22 protein-coding genes are annotated in these 17,508 nt (G+C 62.9%); 8 read left to right on the forward strand and 14 right to left on the reverse strand.

Features of this window, described 5'->3' with window-relative positions; all coding sequences use genetic code 11:
* The first annotated feature begins 6 nt into the window (after nt 1-6).
* Both HKK80_RS05065 and HKK80_RS05070 read left to right on the forward strand, forming a co-directional pair.
* Nucleotides 7-1,215, forward strand: a complete 1,209-nt coding sequence (locus HKK80_RS05065) for a HEAT repeat domain-containing protein (protein WP_411798535.1) — start codon at nt 7-9, stop codon at nt 1,213-1,215.
* Between the two features lie 72 nt (nt 1,216-1,287).
* A complete protein-coding gene (locus HKK80_RS05070; RefSeq protein WP_411798536.1) occupies nt 1,288-2,151 on the forward strand; it encodes a CheF family chemotaxis protein in 864 nt (287 codons plus the stop codon).
* Nucleotides 2,152-2,168: 17 nt separating this feature from the next.
* Here HKK80_RS05070 and HKK80_RS05075 read toward each other — a convergent pair whose 3' ends face one another.
* A complete protein-coding gene (locus tag HKK80_RS05075; RefSeq protein ID WP_411798537.1) occupies nt 2,169-3,038 on the reverse strand; it encodes a CheF family chemotaxis protein in 870 nt (289 codons plus the stop codon).
* 155 nt (nt 3,039-3,193) lie between these two features.
* Between HKK80_RS05075 and fer the strand changes: the two genes are divergently transcribed.
* On the forward strand, nt 3,194-3,583 hold the full coding sequence (gene fer / locus HKK80_RS05080) for a ferredoxin Fer (RefSeq protein WP_120083219.1): 390 nt from the start codon (nt 3,194-3,196) through the stop codon (nt 3,581-3,583).
* Nucleotides 3,584-3,690: 107 nt separating this feature from the next.
* Here fer and HKK80_RS05085 read toward each other — a convergent pair whose 3' ends face one another.
* From HKK80_RS05085 to HKK80_RS05120, 8 genes are all read right to left on the reverse strand, one after another.
* A complete protein-coding gene (locus tag HKK80_RS05085; protein WP_411798538.1) occupies nt 3,691-4,029 on the reverse strand; it encodes a DUF5615 family PIN-like protein in 339 nt (112 codons plus the stop codon).
* Nucleotides 4,029-4,310, reverse strand: coding sequence for a DUF433 domain-containing protein (locus HKK80_RS05090; protein ID WP_411798539.1), 282 nt, complete (start codon nt 4,308-4,310; stop codon nt 4,029-4,031). Before HKK80_RS05090 ends, HKK80_RS05085 begins: the two co-directional genes overlap by 1 nt.
* A 55-nt stretch (nt 4,311-4,365) precedes the next feature.
* A complete protein-coding gene (gene hmgB, locus HKK80_RS05095; RefSeq protein WP_411798540.1) occupies nt 4,366-5,706 on the reverse strand; it encodes a hydroxymethylglutaryl-CoA synthase in 1,341 nt (446 codons plus the stop codon).
* 71 nt (nt 5,707-5,777) lie between these two features.
* Entirely contained in the window at nt 5,778-6,368 is a 591-nt protein-coding gene (locus HKK80_RS05100; RefSeq protein ID WP_411798541.1) for a DUF2150 family protein, read from the reverse strand.
* A 69-nt stretch (nt 6,369-6,437) separates the two neighbouring features.
* A complete protein-coding gene (locus HKK80_RS05105) occupies nt 6,438-7,280 on the reverse strand; it encodes a TatD family hydrolase (protein WP_411798542.1) in 843 nt (280 codons plus the stop codon).
* 68 nt (nt 7,281-7,348) lie between these two features.
* Entirely contained in the window at nt 7,349-7,933 is a 585-nt protein-coding gene (locus tag HKK80_RS05110) for an HIT family protein (RefSeq protein ID WP_411798543.1), read from the reverse strand.
* Between the two features lie 36 nt (nt 7,934-7,969).
* Nucleotides 7,970-8,398 (reverse strand): PIN domain-containing protein, encoded by a 429-nt coding sequence (locus tag HKK80_RS05115; protein ID WP_411798544.1) that lies wholly within the window; start codon nt 8,396-8,398, stop codon nt 7,970-7,972.
* A complete protein-coding gene (locus tag HKK80_RS05120) occupies nt 8,391-8,702 on the reverse strand; it encodes an AbrB/MazE/SpoVT family DNA-binding domain-containing protein (RefSeq protein ID WP_379727329.1) in 312 nt (103 codons plus the stop codon). Before HKK80_RS05120 ends, HKK80_RS05115 begins: the two co-directional genes overlap by 8 nt.
* Before the next feature lie 171 nt (nt 8,703-8,873).
* Between HKK80_RS05120 and HKK80_RS05125 the strand changes: the two genes are divergently transcribed.
* Entirely contained in the window at nt 8,874-9,101 is a 228-nt protein-coding gene (locus tag HKK80_RS05125) for an antitoxin VapB family protein (protein ID WP_411798545.1), read from the forward strand.
* A 28-nt stretch (nt 9,102-9,129) separates the two neighbouring features.
* Here the strand turns inward: HKK80_RS05125 and HKK80_RS05130 are convergent, their stop codons facing one another.
* Genes HKK80_RS05130 through map form a run of 3 tightly spaced genes read right to left on the reverse strand, consistent with a single transcriptional unit; the run spans nt 9,130 to nt 10,807 of the window.
* Nucleotides 9,130-9,549 carry a PIN domain-containing protein gene (locus HKK80_RS05130; RefSeq protein ID WP_411798546.1) on the reverse strand — a complete coding sequence of 140 codons (420 nt, stop codon included), beginning with the start codon at nt 9,547-9,549 and terminating at the stop codon, nt 9,130-9,132.
* Nucleotides 9,546-9,845, reverse strand: a complete 300-nt coding sequence (locus tag HKK80_RS05135; protein ID WP_411798547.1) for an AbrB/MazE/SpoVT family DNA-binding domain-containing protein — start codon at nt 9,843-9,845, stop codon at nt 9,546-9,548. Before HKK80_RS05135 ends, HKK80_RS05130 begins: the two co-directional genes overlap by 4 nt.
* A gap of 56 nt (nt 9,846-9,901) precedes the next feature.
* Nucleotides 9,902-10,807, reverse strand: a complete 906-nt coding sequence (gene map / locus HKK80_RS05140) for a type II methionyl aminopeptidase (protein ID WP_411798548.1) — start codon at nt 10,805-10,807, stop codon at nt 9,902-9,904.
* Nucleotides 10,808-10,988: 181 nt separating this feature from the next.
* On the opposite strand from map, the gene icd reads away from it, so the two are divergent.
* Nucleotides 10,989-12,251, forward strand: a complete 1,263-nt coding sequence (gene icd, locus HKK80_RS05145) for an isocitrate dehydrogenase (NADP(+)) (RefSeq protein ID WP_411798549.1) — start codon at nt 10,989-10,991, stop codon at nt 12,249-12,251.
* A 77-nt stretch (nt 12,252-12,328) separates the two neighbouring features.
* Nucleotides 12,329-13,291, forward strand: coding sequence for a polyprenyl diphosphate synthase (gene uppS, locus HKK80_RS05150; RefSeq protein WP_411798550.1), 963 nt, complete (start codon nt 12,329-12,331; stop codon nt 13,289-13,291).
* Nucleotides 13,292-13,318: 27 nt separating this feature from the next.
* Here the strand turns inward: uppS and HKK80_RS05155 are convergent, their stop codons facing one another.
* On the reverse strand, nt 13,319-13,927 hold the full coding sequence (locus HKK80_RS05155; protein ID WP_411798586.1) for an undecaprenyl diphosphate synthase family protein: 609 nt from the start codon (nt 13,925-13,927) through the stop codon (nt 13,319-13,321).
* A 119-nt stretch (nt 13,928-14,046) separates the two neighbouring features.
* Between HKK80_RS05155 and HKK80_RS05160 the strand changes: the two genes are divergently transcribed.
* Together HKK80_RS05160 and HKK80_RS05165 are read left to right on the forward strand one after the other, a co-directional pair.
* Nucleotides 14,047-15,381 (forward strand): DUF92 domain-containing protein, encoded by a 1,335-nt coding sequence (locus tag HKK80_RS05160; RefSeq protein WP_411798551.1) that lies wholly within the window; start codon nt 14,047-14,049, stop codon nt 15,379-15,381.
* A complete protein-coding gene (locus HKK80_RS05165) occupies nt 15,381-15,854 on the forward strand; it encodes a GNAT family N-acetyltransferase (RefSeq protein ID WP_411798552.1) in 474 nt (157 codons plus the stop codon). Before HKK80_RS05160 ends, HKK80_RS05165 begins: the two co-directional genes overlap by 1 nt.
* On the opposite strand, the gene dnaG is transcribed toward HKK80_RS05165, so the two are convergent.
* On the reverse strand, nt 15,851-17,476 hold the full coding sequence (dnaG, locus tag HKK80_RS05170) for a DNA primase DnaG (protein ID WP_411798553.1): 1,626 nt from the start codon (nt 17,474-17,476) through the stop codon (nt 15,851-15,853). The two genes, HKK80_RS05165 and dnaG, sit on opposite strands and share 4 nt — an antisense overlap.
* Nucleotides 17,477-17,508: the final 32 nt, after the last annotated feature.

Below are 17,508 nucleotides of genomic sequence, written 5' to 3' on the forward strand. Positions count from 1 at the left end.
AGACCAATGTCGTTGTACGATCTCGCGCGATCCGGCGATGTTGATGGGCTCAAGGAGATGCTGTTGGAGAGCGACAGCCCGGCGGTGCGGAAACGCGCCTGTGAGCTGCTCGGCGAGGTCGCCACCACGGAGGACACCGACGCCATCGAGACGCTCGTCTCGGTTGCGGTCACCGACGACTCCGGCGCGGTCAAAGCCGCGGCCGTCGATGGCCTCGATGAGATCGGCGCGGAGGCCGTCGAGGAGCTGCTCGTCGAGATCACCGGCGAGAAGATCGAACAGGGCGCCGACTGGGCGGTCGCAAAGCGGTTTGCCAAGGCACTCTCCTCGAACATCCCCGAGCTGCGGATGGCGGCGGCCTCCGCGCTCGGCAAGCTCGGCGACGACTCCGGGATCAGCTCGCTGAAAAACGCGCTTGACGACGACGACCCCCGCGTCAGACAGCGCGTCTGTATGGCCCTCGGCGAGATCAACCACCCCTCAGCGGTGCCGGCGTTGATCGATCAGCTCTCGGATCCAAACGGCCGGGTGCGCCACGAGGCGGCGATCGCGCTGTCGGCGATCGGCACCGATCAGGCGCTTGCCGCGCTGAAAAATATGATGGACGCCGACAACACGTCGATCCGGCGGATCGCCGCCTCAGCACTAGGGGAGGCCGGCACCGCCGACGTGGTCGAGCCGTTGGCGGCGGCGTTGAACGACCCCGACGGCGGGGTGCGAAGCGCGGCGATCTACTCGATCATCGAGCTGCTGTCGAACGTCGACACCCAAAAGAGCCACTCGATCCGCGAGCGGATCGTCAACGAGCTCCAGGATGCCGACGATGCGACCGTCGCGCCGATCGTCGAAATCTTAGAGGAGAGCAGCCAGCAACGCCAACGCCGCAACGCCGCGTGGTTCCTCGGGCGGGTCGTCGACGAACCAAACCCCAAAACCGTCGAGGTGCTCGTCGACGCGCTCGAAAGCGACGACACCCAGACCGCCCAGTTTGCGGCCACCAGTCTCGCGGAGATGGGTGGCAAACGCGTCGAAGAGGAGCTGTTGGAGCTGGTGCAAAGTGACGCGCCCGACGACGCCCGCGCACAGGCCGTGTTCATCCTCGGGAAGGTCGGCGGCGAGCAGTCCCGCGATGTCGTCGAAAATCTTACTGAGGATGATAGTAAACAGGTACGGAAGCGAGCGTTCTCGGCGATATCAAAGCTCAAAGGTCGATAATGATATTACAGAGGGGCGAGACAGTACAATAACATGTATCCATCTGCACCCGGTGTGGGGCGGTGAGTAGCGATGAGTGAGGGCGAATACAAGATCGCGGATACGAAAGGGCGGTTCGCCATGGCGGTCAGAGATGGGCGACAGCTCAACAACGTCGACTGGTCACAGGGGCGGATCCTGCTGTCGAATCGCCGTCTCATCCTTGCCGGCAACGATGGCAAGCGGACGATCGCCCTTTCGGATATCACCGGCCTCTCGGGGCGACAGGACGCCAGCCAGTCGATCGCGGCTGCCTCGAACTATCTGGCGCTCAAACTCGGCGAGGACGTCATGTTGGTCTCGGCGGCCGACCACGATGAGTTCAAAACGGCCTTTTTCAGGGCGGTGCTTGACGAAAACATCGTCAAGGCAAAACATCCGGCTGTCGAGGGCGGTGTCGTCCAGGATACCTCCTGGGAGAAAGCCCGGCTGAAGGTCGAGGCGGAGGCGATCGCCACCGCGCTCCAAAGCGGGACGTTCGTCGAGTTGGAGCTGGAGGAGATCAGCGAGATCAACACCGAACAGCGGGAGATCGGCGGCGAGGAGCGAACCGTGATCCAGGTCTCCCACGTCGAGGGCCAAACCTCCGTCGAGACACACATCACGGGCCCGCAACGAACCTGTGCGTTCGTCCAATCATTTCTCAAGGAGGGCGAACGCCGAAGCGAGGCCAACGTCGATCTCGATCCCTCCGAAAAAGAGGTGCTGATGGCACTGTACTCCGGGGTGTCACCGTTCGAGATTCCGGCGTTTATCGGCCAGGATGTCGACAAGGTCGAAGAAACCTTCGAGAAGCTCATCGAACTCGACATCGTCGATGAGGTGCGGAAGCGTCACGAGGTGACGCTGAACTCCCGGGGGCGCAACATCGCCAGCGAAGCGATGAACGAACAGTAGACGCTCCTGCCGGACGCCTACGCGTTGACGGATTCGATCTTCTTGTTGACGATGACCTGGCCTTTCGCCGTCAGCGACAGCCCCTCGTCGCCGTCCTCGACGAGTTCCTTCTCTTTGAGTCGGTCGACGATCGCCTTTGTTTCGTTGATATCGCCGGTCACGAGCATCCCGAGCTCCGCGCTGCCGCCGGCACTGTACAGCGAGACGAGAGTTTCGACCTCCTCCTCGCCGACCTCGATATCCTGGAGATCCTCCATGATGTCGCTGTATTCAAGCCGGACGTACCGACCCAACAGGTTGAGCTTCCGGCCGTTCGGCAGCGTGACCAGCGTCGTCAACGTCGTCCCGCCGTCGGAGTGATCGACCGACAGCGTCGGGCGGGTTTTGCCGCCGATATCGCGGTGCTCGCGGCCGAAGTCGATGACGCCACCGAGATCGATGGTTACCGTTTCGTCGTTGCCCTTGAGATCCAACTGGCCGCGTTTTAATCCGAGTTTCATCTTCCGGTCGCTGGCGTCGGTGATCCGCCCGCCGCGTTTGGCCGGGTGTTTGACGATCACCGTCTGGTCGCCGATGATGACCTTGAAGAAGACAGTTTTGAACTTCTCGACGTTTTCGCCGGTACCCTCGATGACCGCGACCTTCTGTTGGCCGTCTTTCTTGTAGGCGATGGTGATGGTGTCGTTGAAAAACTGTTTGAACGCCTGTGGTGGCGAGCCGATGTTGGTGTCGACGACCGAGGCCAGTGGGATGCGGGTCTCCTGGTCGTCGGTCACCAGCACCAACTGCTTGCGGCTGAGGAGCACGCGGCCGGTGATCGGTTCCATCGTCTCCATCTTCTCGGTGTAGAACCGACCGGCGAAATCCGCCACCACTGCCTCGCTCATGTCCTACTGTTCGTTCCGCAGTCCTCTTCATTGTTTCGCGCTGTCGGTGGTACCTCCGGTGATCGTCGCCGGCTGCAGTGTGGAACACGAACGGCGGGAGCCCGAACCTGCGGGAACAGCAAAGTCTAATGCGGTGGGTACCCAACCGTCGAGTGATGCCAACGGTAACCTACCTCAACTACGAAGTGCTCGACGATCACGGCTGGGAGATGGACGACGATGATCTCTTCGACAAAGCCGAAGACGAAGGGCTTGACGGCGAGGATTACGGCGAACTCGATGTCAACGAAGGCGAATACATCCTCGAATCCGCCGAGGCCCAGGGCTACGATTGGCCCTTCTCGTGTCGCGCCGGCGCGTGTGCAAACTGCGCCGCCATCGTCAAAGAGGGCGAGATCGACATGGACATGCAGCAGATCCTCTCGGATGAGGAAGTCGAGGAGAAAAACGTCCGACTCACCTGTATCGGTAGCCCGGACGCCGACGAGGTGAAGATCGTCTACAACGCCAAACACCTCGATTACCTCCAGAACCGCGTCATCTGAACGCTGGACTGTGTCCAGCACGCAACACATCCTCGCGTGAGGATGTGGCTTTCCTGTAGCACGTAGCTGTTGCTACCGGTCTGTAGCTATCTCTGCGTTCAGTTTCGTCACAGCCAGTTGCGACTCACGTATTCGACAACGATATCCGGTTGTTCGATGTGGTCAGATAGTTCATCGACGATGTCGCCGACTTCGCGTGCCGATAGCGTCTCTTCGGTTTGAAACAGGACACCGACTGGTCGGTTCGCCGCAATAGCGAGAAAGTCATCGTCCTGTGTGAGAATCAGTCGCTCCTCACGCGCTGCGTAGCTGGCGATTACATCGTCGCTCACGCCGAGCCCAAGTTCGGCGACATCGCCGATCCACTCGACATCGTGGTCAAGTTGCTGGAGATGGGTGATCGTTGCTTGCTCGATGTTTTCGTCTGCAAGCAGCCGATACCCCATCAGCGACGCACGTCGTCGGGGTCAGTCGTCAGGTGGCTGTGGGAATCGATTGCCGACTGTCGCTGCTGTTCGACGTCGTCCATTTCCTCGGGATGATCGTGGTAGTAGGTCAGCGCGCGGTAGACATCGGCCACGTCGAGAGTGTACCGCTCCGCGACAGTTTCGGGGTCAAGGCCGCGGTCTTCGACCTGCGTTTTGAGAAATCGAACCGTGATCCGGCGACCATCGAGATGGGGCTCGTCGTGGAGGTCGTGGACGATCCCACGTTGGACGCGGCTCATATCCGTTGTTTCGTCGGCATTGCACTTGAACATCCGGATGAAATCAAACCGATGACTACTCGACGTACTCGTATTTGCGCTCGTTCATCCGCCCCCAGCCGGTAAACACAAACTCGTCGCTCGGCTCGGTGAAATCATCGATATCGACAGTCCCCTTCTCATGGTTGTGGCTGTCGTGTACCTGCTCGTACTCCGAATACGAGAGGTCGTATCGAGCCTGGAGTTGGGCGTCGACGTTGAGTTGGTCGATCTCCTGTTCCCAGTTCGGCTGAACCGTTTCGGCGTGGATTTCAGCCTGCGCGCCGGAGCCGTACGATCCGACCAAGAGCTTCTCGCCGGCGAGATCCCGCTCCTCCTCGGCGGCGTACTGGAGGGCGGCGATCCGGGCGATATGCACTGAGCCGGTGTACCAGTTGCCGACCTGCCGTGAGATGGTGAGCGTCGGCTCGATGGTGCGGTCATACCACGCCCGATACTGGTCGGTCTCTTTGAGATCGTCCATATAGTCGCGGATCGCCTCCTCGTAGGCTTCCCGGGAGGCGTAGTCGTCCTCGCGGGGCTGGCGGCCGATCTCGTCGGCAAGGGCGTCCTCGATCTCGGTGTCACGGCTCATATGCCGGTAGCCCAGCAGGGCGGCCTTCCGCACCATCCCCGGGAACGGGGTGTGGAACGGGACGTAGGCGAAATCGTCGGGATGCATATCCCAGGCGACGGATTCGAAATCTTCGACCGCTTCGCGCATGCGCGCGAGGTACACTTGCATGGATCGCTTGCCGTCGACCGACGGGAACTGCTGGTTCGGCTTCAGGAAGTCGGTTTCGTCCATGCTGCCGTACCCCTGTTCGTTCGAGATCTCGACAAGATCAGGATCCTCGTCGATGAGCATGGCGACCGCCCCCGCGCCCTGGGTGGCCTCACCGGGATCGCCGCGGGCGTACAGCGCGGTGTCGGTGGCGATGACTAAGGCGGCCCGCCCGCGGTTGCGGCCGGCGCGGATCCAGTTGTAGGCGTCGTCGATCGATTGGGTGCCGGCAACACACGCGAACTTCCGTTCGCCCTTGTTGGCGTGGCGGAACTCGCCGTCGAAGTACTGTTCGAGACAGCCGGCGATATACGTCGACACCGGCTTGGAGTTGTCAAACGCCGACTCGGTGGCCACGTCGATCCGGCCGATGTCGTCGGGGGTGAGCCCCTTCCGCTCCATGAGTCGCTTGGCAGCGTTTGCGCCCATGGTGACGATATCCTCGTAGAGATCCGGGAACGACGAGGCGACCAGGCCGATCCCCTTGCGGTATTTGTCCGGATCCTCGCCTTTCTGTGGGGCGAACGTTTCCGGCAGATCGAGTGTGAGTTTGCCGGTCCAGACCTCAACCGCGTCGATGCCGACAGGTTCCATACGCGAGGTTGCCCGAGGTGGCTTATGGGTGTGTCGATACGAATGACGTTGATCGTCGAAGAACAGCCTGATCAGTCCTCGTCTTCCTCGATGACTTCCGGATCGGCAAAGGCATCCTGCAGGCTGTCGAGCCCGTTGAGCCACTCGGAGACGAGCCAAGAGTCGAGTTCCTCGATGTCGCTGCCGTCGAACTCGGTGCCGTCGATGATCTGGGTGCCGGCCTGAACGAGGTAGGCGAGGGCAGCGTCCTCGTCTTCCTCGGCGGCCGCGTCGACAGCTGCGGTGATGTTGTCCGCAAGCGGCTGTTCCTCGACAGCCCCGCCGATCAGATACTCCTCGGCGGCATAGAAGACGGGGATGAGGCTGGTCTGGACGCTATCGAGCAACAGGAGCTTGTTTTCGGCGTCGAACTCCGGTTCGGCCAACACGATGTCGTTGATAAACTCGAGTTTGTCGAGGGCTTCCTCCTCGTCGAGATGGCCGTCCTCGACGGCGGTGATGATCTTGGCGATAGCGATGGTGGTGTCGTTTTGGAGATTGAAGTAGAGCCGGGCGAAGTCCTCGCTTTCGGGATCGAGATCTTCCTCGCCGACCCGCGTCAGCCAGTTCTGCCAGCGGTCTTCCGAATAGAAGGTCTCGGCTGGCTCGTCCTCATCGGTCATACTTGTGTCTCCGGGGGCGCACTCAAAGGCCTTTCTTCTCGTTTGGGCCGCTACCCACCCTTCTGTGGCCTACCCAAGCGTTCGACGGGTATCGATGCCGTAGACCCGCTTCGGTGTTTCGACGTGGGCGATCTCGATTGCGTCGTCGTAGCCTTCCTCGCGGAGCCACCGAACGCGCCGGGGGACGGTTTTCGGCCCCATGACCGCACCCGGCCGGTCGGGGTCGTCGACGTAGTCGGTCTCCATCAGAAACGGTGCCTCGTGTTCGGCAGCGGTCTCTAGCCACTCTTTGTTACACATGACGCTCGGTGTCGGCCCTGCGAGCCGGCCGCTGGCGTAATGTTTGACGACGTGAAGCGGATCGAGCCCGCGCGCGTCGGCCCAGTCGGCGATCTCGGTGAGATCCTCGCTGGCCTCGGTGTGGAGCTGGACGACACAGTCGAGATCGGCTCCCAGCGCGAAGGCGTATTTCATTACGGTGTTGGAGGCCTCCCAGACGGCGTCGTCGACCTCGTAGTGTGGACGCCCGGATTTCAGCGCGAGCGCGTCGCCCGACTCGACGTATTCGGCCGCGATATCGAGGACACGTTGCATCAGGTCGGCGGCATCATCCGGCGAGCAGCCACGGTCGTCGATGAGCCGGCTGATCAACCCCGGATGCACCCCGAGGATCGGCCACGCCCGCCCCGGCAGCCGCTTGGTCGCGTCGGCGACGATGTCGATTGTGGTCTCGAAAACCGAGCGGAAGTCCTCGGGATCAGTCGACTCAACGCCGAGGTGCCACGAGGGTTTGTTGACGACAAGCAAGTGGGTGCCACCCAACTGGACGAAGTCGTCGACCGCGTCCATCCCGCGGGCGGCGTCGGGGTCGAGATGCATGTGGTTGTCGAGCACCGGCGTGTCGTCGTCCATGGCTGAGAGTTGGCAGCGACGGGCAAAAATCGGCTGGTCTTGGCGGTCGAGGGGGTGCGGTGCTCTTGCTACTCGGTGTCGCTGACAGCGAGATCAAATTCAAATTCGACCGCCCGCTCGGTGTCGTCGCTGTCAGCGTCGTCGGCAATGACGGCACCGGGTTGGGCTGCGAAGCCCTCATGCAGTCGCTCATAGGTGTCGTCGACAGCCTCAACGATGACGTTCGTCTCGCCGATTACCGGCATGAAATTGGTGTCACCCTCCCAGCGCGGGACGAGGTGGGTGTGGAGGTGATCGCCGATCGAGCCACCCGCGCCGTCGCCGCTGTTCATGCCCATGTTAAGACCGTCGGGCCCGAGGCCATCGTGGAGCGCGTCGATAGCGACCTGTTTGAGCCGGGCGTGATCCAGCAGTTCGGCGCGGCTGAGGGCGGTGTAGTCGCCGACGTGGCGATAGGGGATGATCATGAGATGGCCCGGATTGTAGGGGTAGTTGTTGAGCAGCGCGAAGCTGTGCTCGCTGCGGGCGACGATCCGGCTTTCGCGGTCGGCGTCGCGCTCGGGCAGGACGCAGAACGGGCAGCCATCGACCGTCTTCTCCTCGGGGTCGCGTTCGACCCAGTCGATCCGCCACGGCGCGAAGAGCTGTTCCATACAGGGGGCTATCGCTTGGAGGTGTTAGTGCTACCGTCACGCGGGGTCGGTGCGGAACCGCGTGATCGGTAGGTCGGTAACATTGGCAAAGTCATCGTCGGCACCGACCAACAGCGTGCCATTGACGACTGCCGCCGCGGCGAGAGCGAATGCGTCTCCGAGGGCGAGCGAATATTGGAATTTAAAATCGGCTGCCTTCCGCCATAATTCGTCGGTGCTTATCCGTTGGATACCGCTTTCCTCTAGGACTTCGATAACTGTCTCTGCGCGTTCCAGCCCTGCATTCCCCCGAATAATATAGTGAAGTTCGGCAGCGTTGACGGCAGAGATATATCCAGTAGTTGCGCCTTCGACAGCTGTGAGATACTGTTCAACCGTATCACTTCCCGGTTCATCTGAAAAGTAGGCGATCAGCGGCTCAGCATCGAAGACGACCGTTTCGGGAACAGATTGTGTATCACTCATCTTCGTCGTTCTTCTCAGTGACGTAGCGATCTCGGAGGTCAGTCTCGGCAGTCTTGTCTCGTTGCCGTTCGGCGCGTAACTGTTCTGTTGCCGATCGGCCCTCGCCGTCAGTTTGACCCGCCAGTATACCGCGTAAGTCTGTCACGGACTGGATCGGTCGCACGACGACATCACCACTCTCAGTGCGAACGAATTTCACTCGCCCCGGTGTCTTGATGCCGAGGGCGTCCCGGAACTCCTTCGGGATGGTCGCCTGTCCTCGTGCCGAGACGGAGACAACTTGTTCTGATTCTGATTTACTCATACTTTTTCTATATAATACATCTATCTTCTTGTACGTAAGTATACTGGTGAAATACTGCCAGAAGTCGATTGAGGTGTCAATATTTTTGTACGATAGTTTACTGATACCGGTGCCGCTCAGGTAGTTACTCCTGCAAGCCATTTTTTGAGTGCGGGTGCCCACGCATAGCATATGAGCAAGAATATCACCGTCAGCGACGAGGTGTATCGTCGTCTGAAACGAGAGAAGAGTGACAGGAGTTTCAGCGAGGTCATCGAAGCGAAACTCGACAGCAGTGGGACACTTGCCGAGGTTTCAGGCCAGCAAATGTTCGATACCGAGACAGCCGACCACGTCAACGATGAAATCGGATCGCTGAGCCGCGGGACGGTCGAAGGGATCACCGATGAAACTGCTTGATCAGCTAATCTAACGAAGGTGAACGTGACTAGCCGGCTTCATTCCGGAATCGTGTGATCGATACGTCGTCAACAGCGTCGTAATCGTCATCTGCCCCGATGAGCAAAGTCGCGTCACGCTGGTCAGCCGTCGCCAACGCGAACGCATCGCCAAGTGCTGGGTTAGACGACAGAACGTGATCAGCAGTTTCCTGCCAGATGTCGTCGATACCGACCGATTCGATACCGAGATCAGTGAGCCAGTCGATGTACTCGTCGGCAGTCCCACGATCGTATTTCTGCGAGAGGATGTACCGAATCTCGGTGAGCGTGACGTAGCTGACATAGCCCGTTGTATCGTCAGCAGCGACGGCGTCGAGATACTCCTCGACGACATCACTGCCGGGTTCGTCGTCGGCGTGTGCGACCAACGGTTCGGCGTCGAAGACGACACGATCAGGAATCGTCATTCGGTGTCGACCCGGTTGTCGCGTTCGGCTCGATCTTCGGCTCGTTTCTCACGGAGGAGTTCTGTCGCGGGCTTGTCAGTCGTCGCGTCGCTCCGGGTGGCGAAGCCGCGCATCTCGCTCGGCGACCGAACCCGCTCGACGGTGATCGTTCCGTCGTCTGTCTCCCGAAACAGGACTTTTCCCGGTGCGTCGATCCCGAGTTGGTCACGGAACCGTTTGGGAATCGTCGCCTGCCCGTGTTTCGTGACCGCGACGATCTCTTTTTCAGAGTCGTCACTTGATTCTGATTTGCTCACAGTTCATAATTTATCGCTATTCATACCTAATTCTTGTGCCCAGCCAAAGCCGGGTCTCAATCAAAGTCGTGAATCCCTGCGGTCGTCACCTCACAGCCGTCCTCGGTGACGATCATGGTGTGTTCAGCCTGGCTGATAAGCTGGCCGTCGGCTTCCTTCAACACGGGATACCCCTTGATGATATCCGCGTTTTTCAGCGTCCGGAGGGCCATCGCCGACCGCGAACTGTCGAGCCAGCGGGCGGCAAACGGCAGGTCGTCGAAGGCCGCCAGCTCATCCATGACCTGTCGGGCGCGTCGATCCCGCACCGAGCCGTCGCCGACCTGCTCGTAGATCTCCTCGGTCGCGCCCTCGCCGACCTTCCCGCGGCCGTCGGTGGCGAACGGCTCGATGGCGATCACATCGCCGACTTCGAGTTCGACGCTACGGTCGACCGCCCGGTTCGGGATACTCGGCCCGGTGTGGGCGTCGTACCGCTCAACGCCGTGGCCAGTCAGATTGAGGATCGGCGTGTAGCCGCGGCCCTCGATGGCGTTCTCGATCGCCGCGCCGACCGTGCCAGTTTCGACACCCGGCCCGACCGCGCCGACGGCGGCTTCCAGTGCGTCCTCGGCGGCAGCGACCATGTCATCGTGGCCGGTGTAATCGACCGTCACTGCGGCGTCGGCGATGTAGCCATCGACGTGGACGCCGATATCGAGACAGACCATCTCGTCGCCGAATTCGGTCTCGTCATCGCGTGCAGGCGTCGCGTGGGAGGCCGCTTCGTCGACGGAGATGTTGACCGGGAACGCCAGCCCCGCGCCGGACTCACGGATGGCGTCTTCGGCGTACTCCGCGACTTCGAGTTGGCTAACACCGGGTTCGATCATCTCGCGGGCGTCGGTCATCGTCTCGACGAGGATTGCGCCGGCCTCGCGGTAGCTGTCGACGGCGTCGGCATCGAGTTCGCCAATGCTCATGGGTGGGTGTTGGCTGGTGGCCGCAAAGCGGTTTCGACCCGGTAGGATCTGACATCCGCAGTCGGGTTCGATTCGAAAGGCGAAACGACGGTGACGAGAATCCCGATAACTACCACAAATTCTGTGGCATACACGGAGAACGGCAGGCCTTTTAGTTTGGTTCCAGAATCGTTCACCGTCTATGAGCTACGACAAGATTGAGGTTCCCGAGGCCGGCGAGCAGATCACGCTCGCCGACGAGGACACCGGGGAACTGAACGTCCCAGAAACACCGATCGTTCCGATCATTCACGGCGACGGGATCGGCTCGGATGTCGGCCCGGCCGCCCAGCAGGTACTCGACGCCGCCGCCGAGGCGACCGGCCGCTCAATCGCCTGGATGCGCGTGTACGCCGGCGGGTCGGCCCGCGAGAAATACGACGAGCACCTCCCCCAGGAGACCGTCGACGCCATCCGCGAACACCGCGTCGCCATCAAGGGGCCGCTGACGACGCCGGTCGGCGCGGGCTTTCGCTCGCTGAACGTCGCACTCCGCAAGAAGCTTGATCTCTACGCCAACGTCCGCCCGACCTATCACCTCGACGGCGTCCCCTCGCCAGTCACAGACCCCGAGGCGATGGATATGATCACGTTCCGAGAGAACACCGAGGACGTGTATGCCGGCATCGAGTGGGAAGCCGGCACTGACGAAGTCCAAGAGGTCAAGGAGTTCGTCGAAGACGAGATGGGCTTCGACAACACGATCCACGACGGCCCGGTCGGCATCGGGTTCAAGCCGATCACGGAGTTCGGCTCGAAGCGACTGATCCGGGAGGCCATCGACTACGCGCTGGCCAACGACCGCGACTCGGTGACGCTCGTCCACAAGGGCAACATCATGAAGTTCACCGAGGGCGCGTTCCGCGATTGGGGGTATGAGGTCGCCGAAGAGGAGTACGACGACGACGTGATCACCGAGGACGAACTCTGGGAGGAGCACGACGGCGAGGCCCCCGACGGCACCGTCGTCGTCAACGATCGCATCGCCGACAACATGCTCCAGCAGATCCTCACCCGCACCGACGAGTACGAGGTGATCGCCACGATGAACCTCAACGGCGACTACATGTCCGACGCCGCCGGCGCGCAGATCGGTGGTCTCGGCATCGCGCCGGGCGCGAACTACGGCCACGGCCGCTGTCTCGCCGAGCCAGTCCACGGCTCCGCGCCGAAATACGAGGGCAAGGACAAGGTCAACCCGACGGCGATGATCCTCTCCGGTCGGGAGATGCTGGATTACCTCGGCTGGGACGAGGCGGCACAGCTCGTCCGGGATGCCGTCGAGGCGACGATCAGCAGCGGGACGGTTACCTACGACCTCCACCGGCAGATCGAGGGCGGCGAGAAGGTCGCCACCAGCGAGTTCGCCGACGCTGTCGTCGAGAAGATCGACGAACTGGCCTGATCGCCCGGTTCGACACCACTCGTGGTGTCGCTGTCGATGAAAAAAGACACATAGCTCCGGCTAATCGGTAGGGGTAGATGTACGAACCGCTCGCCCGTCGCTTCCGCCGCGGCTACGAGCGACTGCTCCGCCGGGAGATCGGTGACGGCCCCGACCACGTTGCCATCATTCAGGATGGCAACCGCCGATATGCCCGCAAACAGGGCGAAGACGCCCCGGAGGGTCACCGCGAGGGGGCGAACACCTCCGAGCAGGTGCTCAACTGGTGTGAGGAGCTTGGGGTCGACGAGCTGACGCTGTATGCCTTTTCAACCGAGAACTTCGAGCGACCACCCGCGGAACGGGAGCCGCTCTTTGATATCATCGAGGACAAGCTGTACGAACTCGCCGATAGCGACCGCGTCCACGACAACGCGGTTTGTATCCGTGCGATCGGCGAGATCGACCGGCTGCCCGCCCGCGTCCGCGAGGCCATCGACTACGCCGAGAGCCAAACCGCGGGCTACGACGGCTTCCGGCTCAATGTCGCCTTAGCCTACGGCGGTCGAAACGAGTTGCTCCGAGCAGCCCGCGATGTTGCAACCGCCGTCGACGAGGGTGAGCTCGACACCGACGAGATCACACCCGAAACCGTCGAAAAACGGCTCTACCGCCAGCCGGTGCGAGATGTCGACCTCATCATCCGCACCGGCGGCGACGAGCGCACCTCAAACTTCCTGCCGTGGCACGCCAACGGCAACGAGGCCGCGGTCTACTTCTGTGCGCCCTACTGGCCGGAGTTCTCAAAGGTCGACTTCCTGCGGGGGATCCGCACCTACGAATCCCGCGAGGAGTCGTGGCAGCGGACGAAGATCGACCGTGCCGTCGCGTTGGCCGGGGCGGTTGGTCGGCTCGAACTCGATGAGGCAACCGCGCTGGCGGGGCGGCTCCGGGAGACGCTGCCGCAGGCCGGTCGTCGCCGTGTCGCCGACGAACTGGAGGCCGACGAGACCGCGTTCGACCCGACAGCCGACGACACACCCCCCGAGCCGGCCGACTGAGTATCCCCTGCCGCTGTCGATCCGCATTCACCGCCCGAACCGCCGCTGTCGATCCGCATACTCCAGCAGCGCGCGCAGGTAGTCCCGCTTGCGGAAATCCCGCCAGTTCACGTCGGTGAAGTAGAGTTCCGAGTAGACGGACTGCCAGATCATGAAATCCGAGAGCCGCTCGGCCCCCGTTTTGATGACGAGATCTGGTTCATCCCGAAAGACGAGACGGTCGTCGATGTCGTCAGTGTCGATCTCCGCGGGATCAAGGTCGCCAGCGTCGACAGCTTCGGCGAGTTGGCGGACGGTCTCGGCGAACTCGCGTTTCCCCCCGAGACCGATGCTCACCTGGATCGGCGCGTCGGCGGATTCGGTGTCGCCGGGTCGCCGAACCGCCAGCGGCAGCGGTGTTTCAAGTGCGGTTAACTCGCGGCTGAGCGTCGGGATCACCGCCTCATCGAGGACGCTCACCGAGACGGTGATGCGGTCGGCCCCGTACTCGACGGCCCACTCGAAGAACTCGCGCAGCGTCTCGTAGGCACCCTGTTCGAGCAGGTCGCGTTCGGTGATGACGACCGCGACGTGTGCCGGCGGCGGGTTTGACCGGCGGCGAAGCCGAACGGCAAGATAGGCCTCGTAGAGCACTATCTGGCTCTCAGGTCGCCGACGCAAAAAATCACGGTGGCAGGAACCGGTGATGTGAGAGAGCCACACGCCGATTTCGGCGTGTCGGGAGCGTTAAGTGGCCGTCAGGGGTACCCGGTGGTGTGACATCACGGATTCGTCGCGCCGGCGCGTTCGCCCTCGTGGCCCTGCTGTCGCTTGGGGCCCCGCTCCTCGGCGCGGCGACAGCCGTTCCCTTCGCCGCCATCGGCGTCGCCGCGGCGGTGCTCATCGACGATGGCCCACTGTTCGAGCTGTTCGCCCGGCCGGGCGACCGCCAGGACGGGCGGCTCAACGGGCTGGCCGGCTTCGGCTTTGCGGCCGCCGGGCTTGCCCTCCTGTTGGCCCTTCCACAGGCCGCCCTCCCGGCCGAGATCTTCGTCGTCGCGCTGTTGGTGCTCGGCTTCGGTAACCTCGGCACCGAGGCCGTCCGCACCCGCAGCAGCAACCCGTTTTTCGCCGTCGCCGGCTTTGTCGCCGGCGGCGTTCCGGCGGCGATCGCCGGCCAGGCCGTGGTCGCGGTTGCGGTCAACGAGGCGATCGCGTGGTCGGCGGTGAGCTTTCTGGCCGTCATCGGCGCGCTGATCGCGGCCCTGCTCCGGGAACTGCTGTACGAACGCGATGATCCGGTCGTGGTGCTGTCGGTCGGCCTCGCCAGCTGGTTTGTCGCCGCCCTGGTCGGCTCGGTGCCGACCACGGAGCTGATCGCCGCGGTCATCGTGACCGTCTTTCTGGGTGGGGTCTCCTACGGGCTCGGGACGGCCAACGTCTCCGGCATGTTGACCGGAATCCTGCTCGGCGTGTTGACGATCGTCCTCGGCGGCTTCGGCTGGTTTGCCGTGCTGATCGCCTTCTTTGCGATCGGCGGGCTGGCCTCGAAGTTTCGCTACGACCGGAAGGCCGCCCGCGGCGTCGCCGAGGACAACGACGGTGCCCGCGGGATGAGCAACGTCCTTGCCAACTCGGGGGTTGCCCTGCTGGCGGTCATCGCGGCCGCCGCCGGGGAGCTGGTCGAGCCGGCAGCGATCGTTACCCTCGCCGTCCCGTTTGCCTTCGCCGGCTCGCTGGCGACCGCCCTCGGCGACACCTTATCGAGTGAGATCGGCTGTCTCTACGATCGGCCGCGGCTTATCACGACCTTCGAACGCGTCGAGCCCGGCACCGACGGCGCGGTGACGTGGCAGGGCGAACTCGCCGGGCTCGTCGGGATCGGGATCATCAGCGCGCTGTCGACAGCGACACTTCCGCTTGGGCCGGAGGGATCGGCCACCGGCCTCGCCGCCGCGATCGTCGCCGCCGGCGGGCTCGTCGGTATCACGACCGACAGCGTGCTGGGGGCGACGCTTGAGGGCGATCGGCTCGGCAACCAGCTGGTAAACTTCTGTGCAACGCTGGCCGGCGGCGGCGTCAGCGTCGCCCTCGCGGCCGTGCTGGTGTGATGCGATCGACGATCCGCCACGGGAGGGCTGCCGATGCGGCGAAGATTCGTACGCTGCAAGCAGAGCTCACCGAGCCTGCACCGACGCTGTTGAACGCAGCACTCACAGAAGTTGACACCGCGGCCGCCACAGCAGCCGACGACACGTCACCAGGGATCAGCGGGACGTTCAGGCTGTTAGTCTCGGTCAACGACACTGATCTGCCCGTTGGCTATCTCCTCGCAGTAACAGGCGAACCAACGCATATTGCTGAACTCGTTGTCGACCCACAGTATCGTCGAAATGGGCGCGCTCGGGCACTACTTCAGGTGCTGATTGAACAATGCAGTCATCCGATAACCGTCCACGTCGCCGTCGACAACACGGCAGCACGATCGCTCTATGAAGCAGTCGGGTTTCAGAGACAGACGCGAAGCGATGATCGATTCGAAGATGCCGCCGGGCTGACGCTGCGGTACCCAGCCCAGAATTAGGCTTCCAGTTCCGGCTCTGGTGGCTGCAGTTCAGCGGCCGTTACCACCCGCGTCCCAGCCGGCTTTTTCACGAATTCGCCGGTGCTGGCGGCGACAACGTGATCCAGACCGTGTTGGGCAGCAACATCGAGGAGTCGCTGGCTGCATTCGCCGTCGACGACCAGCGCGTATGGGTCGTCAGCGGTCTCGATCGCTTCGATGAGTCCCGCTGGCTCGGTCTCGGCGAGGATCCCAAACGCGGCGTCGAGGAGCCGGGCGGTGCCAGTCTCCGCGTCGATAACCGCCTCAACGTGGCTGCGTAGAGTCAACGGCTCGGCGTCGTCATCGGCGTTGGTGGCGTCGTCAGATTCGTCGGCGTCGTCAGTCGAAGACTCGTCGACAGCCGAATCGATGTCAGCGGCCGCGTCGTCGCCGGCCGGCGACGCAGATGTCGTGGTGGAGCCAGCGTCGGCCGGGGAGTCAGATAGCGGATCCGGTGTGGCAGCCACGTCGTCGGAACTGCTCGCCGCCGCAGCGGGATCGGCCGTTGCGGCGTCAGCATCGGCCATGGCCGCGTCGTCGACGGCCGCAGCAGCGTCGACTGTGGCGGCTTCATCAGTCGCGTGAGACTCAGCGTCCGCAGCGGTGACGCCGGCGGACGCCCCAGCAGGAGGCTGGTCGGACGGCGGCGATGGCGACGCCGCGGGGGAACTCGTCGGAACAACCTCAACCTCGGTGTCGTCATCGTCGTCCGGTGGGAGGTGGTCGTCGGCCGAGCGGGGTCGGTCGTCGTCGGTTTTGTCGATGATGTCGGCGATCGCCTCCCGGACGTTTGGCGCGCCGCGAAGCCGGTCGGCGATGACCTTCTGTCGGAGCCGGTTGATAACATCCGAGCGGGACAGATCCTCGACCGACCGATCGGGCGGCGCGAAGGCGACGAAGTCGACATCGCCGACCTGCAGCAGCTCCCGGAGGATGAGCTCGCCGCCGCGGTCGCCGTCGACGAAGACGGTCGTCGTCCGCTCGGCGGTGAGATCGGCGACGGCGTCGGGCACATCGGTGCCCTCGACGGCGATGGCGTTTTTGATCCCGTAGGCCAGCAGCTGGCGCACGTCGGCCCGGCCCTCGACGACGATCACCGCATCGGAGCTCTCGACCTTCGGGCCGGCGGGCAGCCCCTTGTAGTCGACGACATCGGCGACGCGGGCGGAATCCCGCACGTCGTCGACGAGATCAGCCCCGGAGACACCGGTCTCGTCGAAGGCCGTCGCCAACAGCTCCTTGGCGCGGTCGACGATCTCCCGGCGTTTGGCCGCCCGGATGTCCTCGATGGCGGTGACCTCGATGTCGGCCCGGCAGGGGCCGACGCGGTTGATCGTTTCCAGTGAGGCCGCAAGGATCGCGGTTTCGGCCTTGCCGAGGCTGGTGGCGATCGTTAGCTCGCCAAAGGATTGGCCGTTTTCCGAGGAGATCTCAACGTCGATCCGGCCGACCTTCGAGGACTCCTGGAGGTCGCGGAGATCCAACTCATCGCCCAGCAGTCCCTCGGTTTGACCGAAGACCGCGCCGACAACATCGCTCCGCTCGACGATGCCGTTGGCGGCGATCCGGGCGTGAATCAGATACTTGGTTGTGTCATCCATGGGAACACTCCAGCGACGACCGTGATCGGCGT

It is taken from the genome of Halonotius sp. F2-221B (assembly GCF_046719765.1).
Lineage (GTDB): Archaea > Halobacteriota > Halobacteria > Halobacteriales > Haloferacaceae > Halonotius.

Excerpts from the sequence above, each read along its gene's own strand:
- HKK80_RS05065 (WP_411798535.1), top strand. The coding sequence starts at position 7 with ATGTCGTTGTACGATCTCGCGCGATCCGGCGATGTTGATGGGCTCAAG.
- HKK80_RS05070 (WP_411798536.1), top strand. The coding sequence starts at position 1,288 with ATGAGTGAGGGCGAATACAAGATCGCGGATACGAAAGGGCGGTTCGCC.
- HKK80_RS05075 (WP_411798537.1), bottom strand. The coding sequence starts at position 3,038 with ATGAGCGAGGCAGTGGTGGCGGATTTCGCCGGTCGGTTCTACACCGAG.
- fer (WP_120083219.1), top strand. The coding sequence starts at position 3,194 with ATGCCAACGGTAACCTACCTCAACTACGAAGTGCTCGACGATCACGGC.
- HKK80_RS05085 (WP_411798538.1), bottom strand. The coding sequence starts at position 4,029 with ATGGGGTATCGGCTGCTTGCAGACGAAAACATCGAGCAAGCAACGATC.
- HKK80_RS05090 (WP_411798539.1), bottom strand. The coding sequence starts at position 4,310 with ATGAGCCGCGTCCAACGTGGGATCGTCCACGACCTCCACGACGAGCCC.
- hmgB (WP_411798540.1), bottom strand. The coding sequence starts at position 5,706 with ATGGAACCTGTCGGCATCGACGCGGTTGAGGTCTGGACCGGCAAACTC.
- HKK80_RS05100 (WP_411798541.1), bottom strand. The coding sequence starts at position 6,368 with ATGACCGATGAGGACGAGCCAGCCGAGACCTTCTATTCGGAAGACCGC.
- HKK80_RS05105 (WP_411798542.1), bottom strand. The coding sequence starts at position 7,280 with ATGGACGACGACACGCCGGTGCTCGACAACCACATGCATCTCGACCCC.
- HKK80_RS05110 (WP_411798543.1), bottom strand. The coding sequence starts at position 7,933 with ATGGAACAGCTCTTCGCGCCGTGGCGGATCGACTGGGTCGAACGCGAC.
- HKK80_RS05115 (WP_411798544.1), bottom strand. The coding sequence starts at position 8,398 with ATGAGTGATACACAATCTGTTCCCGAAACGGTCGTCTTCGATGCTGAG.
- HKK80_RS05120 (WP_379727329.1), bottom strand. The coding sequence starts at position 8,702 with ATGAGTAAATCAGAATCAGAACAAGTTGTCTCCGTCTCGGCACGAGGA.
- HKK80_RS05125 (WP_411798545.1), top strand. The coding sequence starts at position 8,874 with ATGAGCAAGAATATCACCGTCAGCGACGAGGTGTATCGTCGTCTGAAA.
- HKK80_RS05130 (WP_411798546.1), bottom strand. The coding sequence starts at position 9,549 with ATGACGATTCCTGATCGTGTCGTCTTCGACGCCGAACCGTTGGTCGCA.
- map (WP_411798548.1), bottom strand. The coding sequence starts at position 10,807 with ATGAGCATTGGCGAACTCGATGCCGACGCCGTCGACAGCTACCGCGAG.
- icd (WP_411798549.1), top strand. The coding sequence starts at position 10,989 with ATGAGCTACGACAAGATTGAGGTTCCCGAGGCCGGCGAGCAGATCACG.
- uppS (WP_411798550.1), top strand. The coding sequence starts at position 12,329 with ATGTACGAACCGCTCGCCCGTCGCTTCCGCCGCGGCTACGAGCGACTG.
- HKK80_RS05165 (WP_411798552.1), top strand. The coding sequence starts at position 15,381 with ATGCGATCGACGATCCGCCACGGGAGGGCTGCCGATGCGGCGAAGATT.
- dnaG (WP_411798553.1), bottom strand. The coding sequence starts at position 17,476 with ATGGATGACACAACCAAGTATCTGATTCACGCCCGGATCGCCGCCAAC.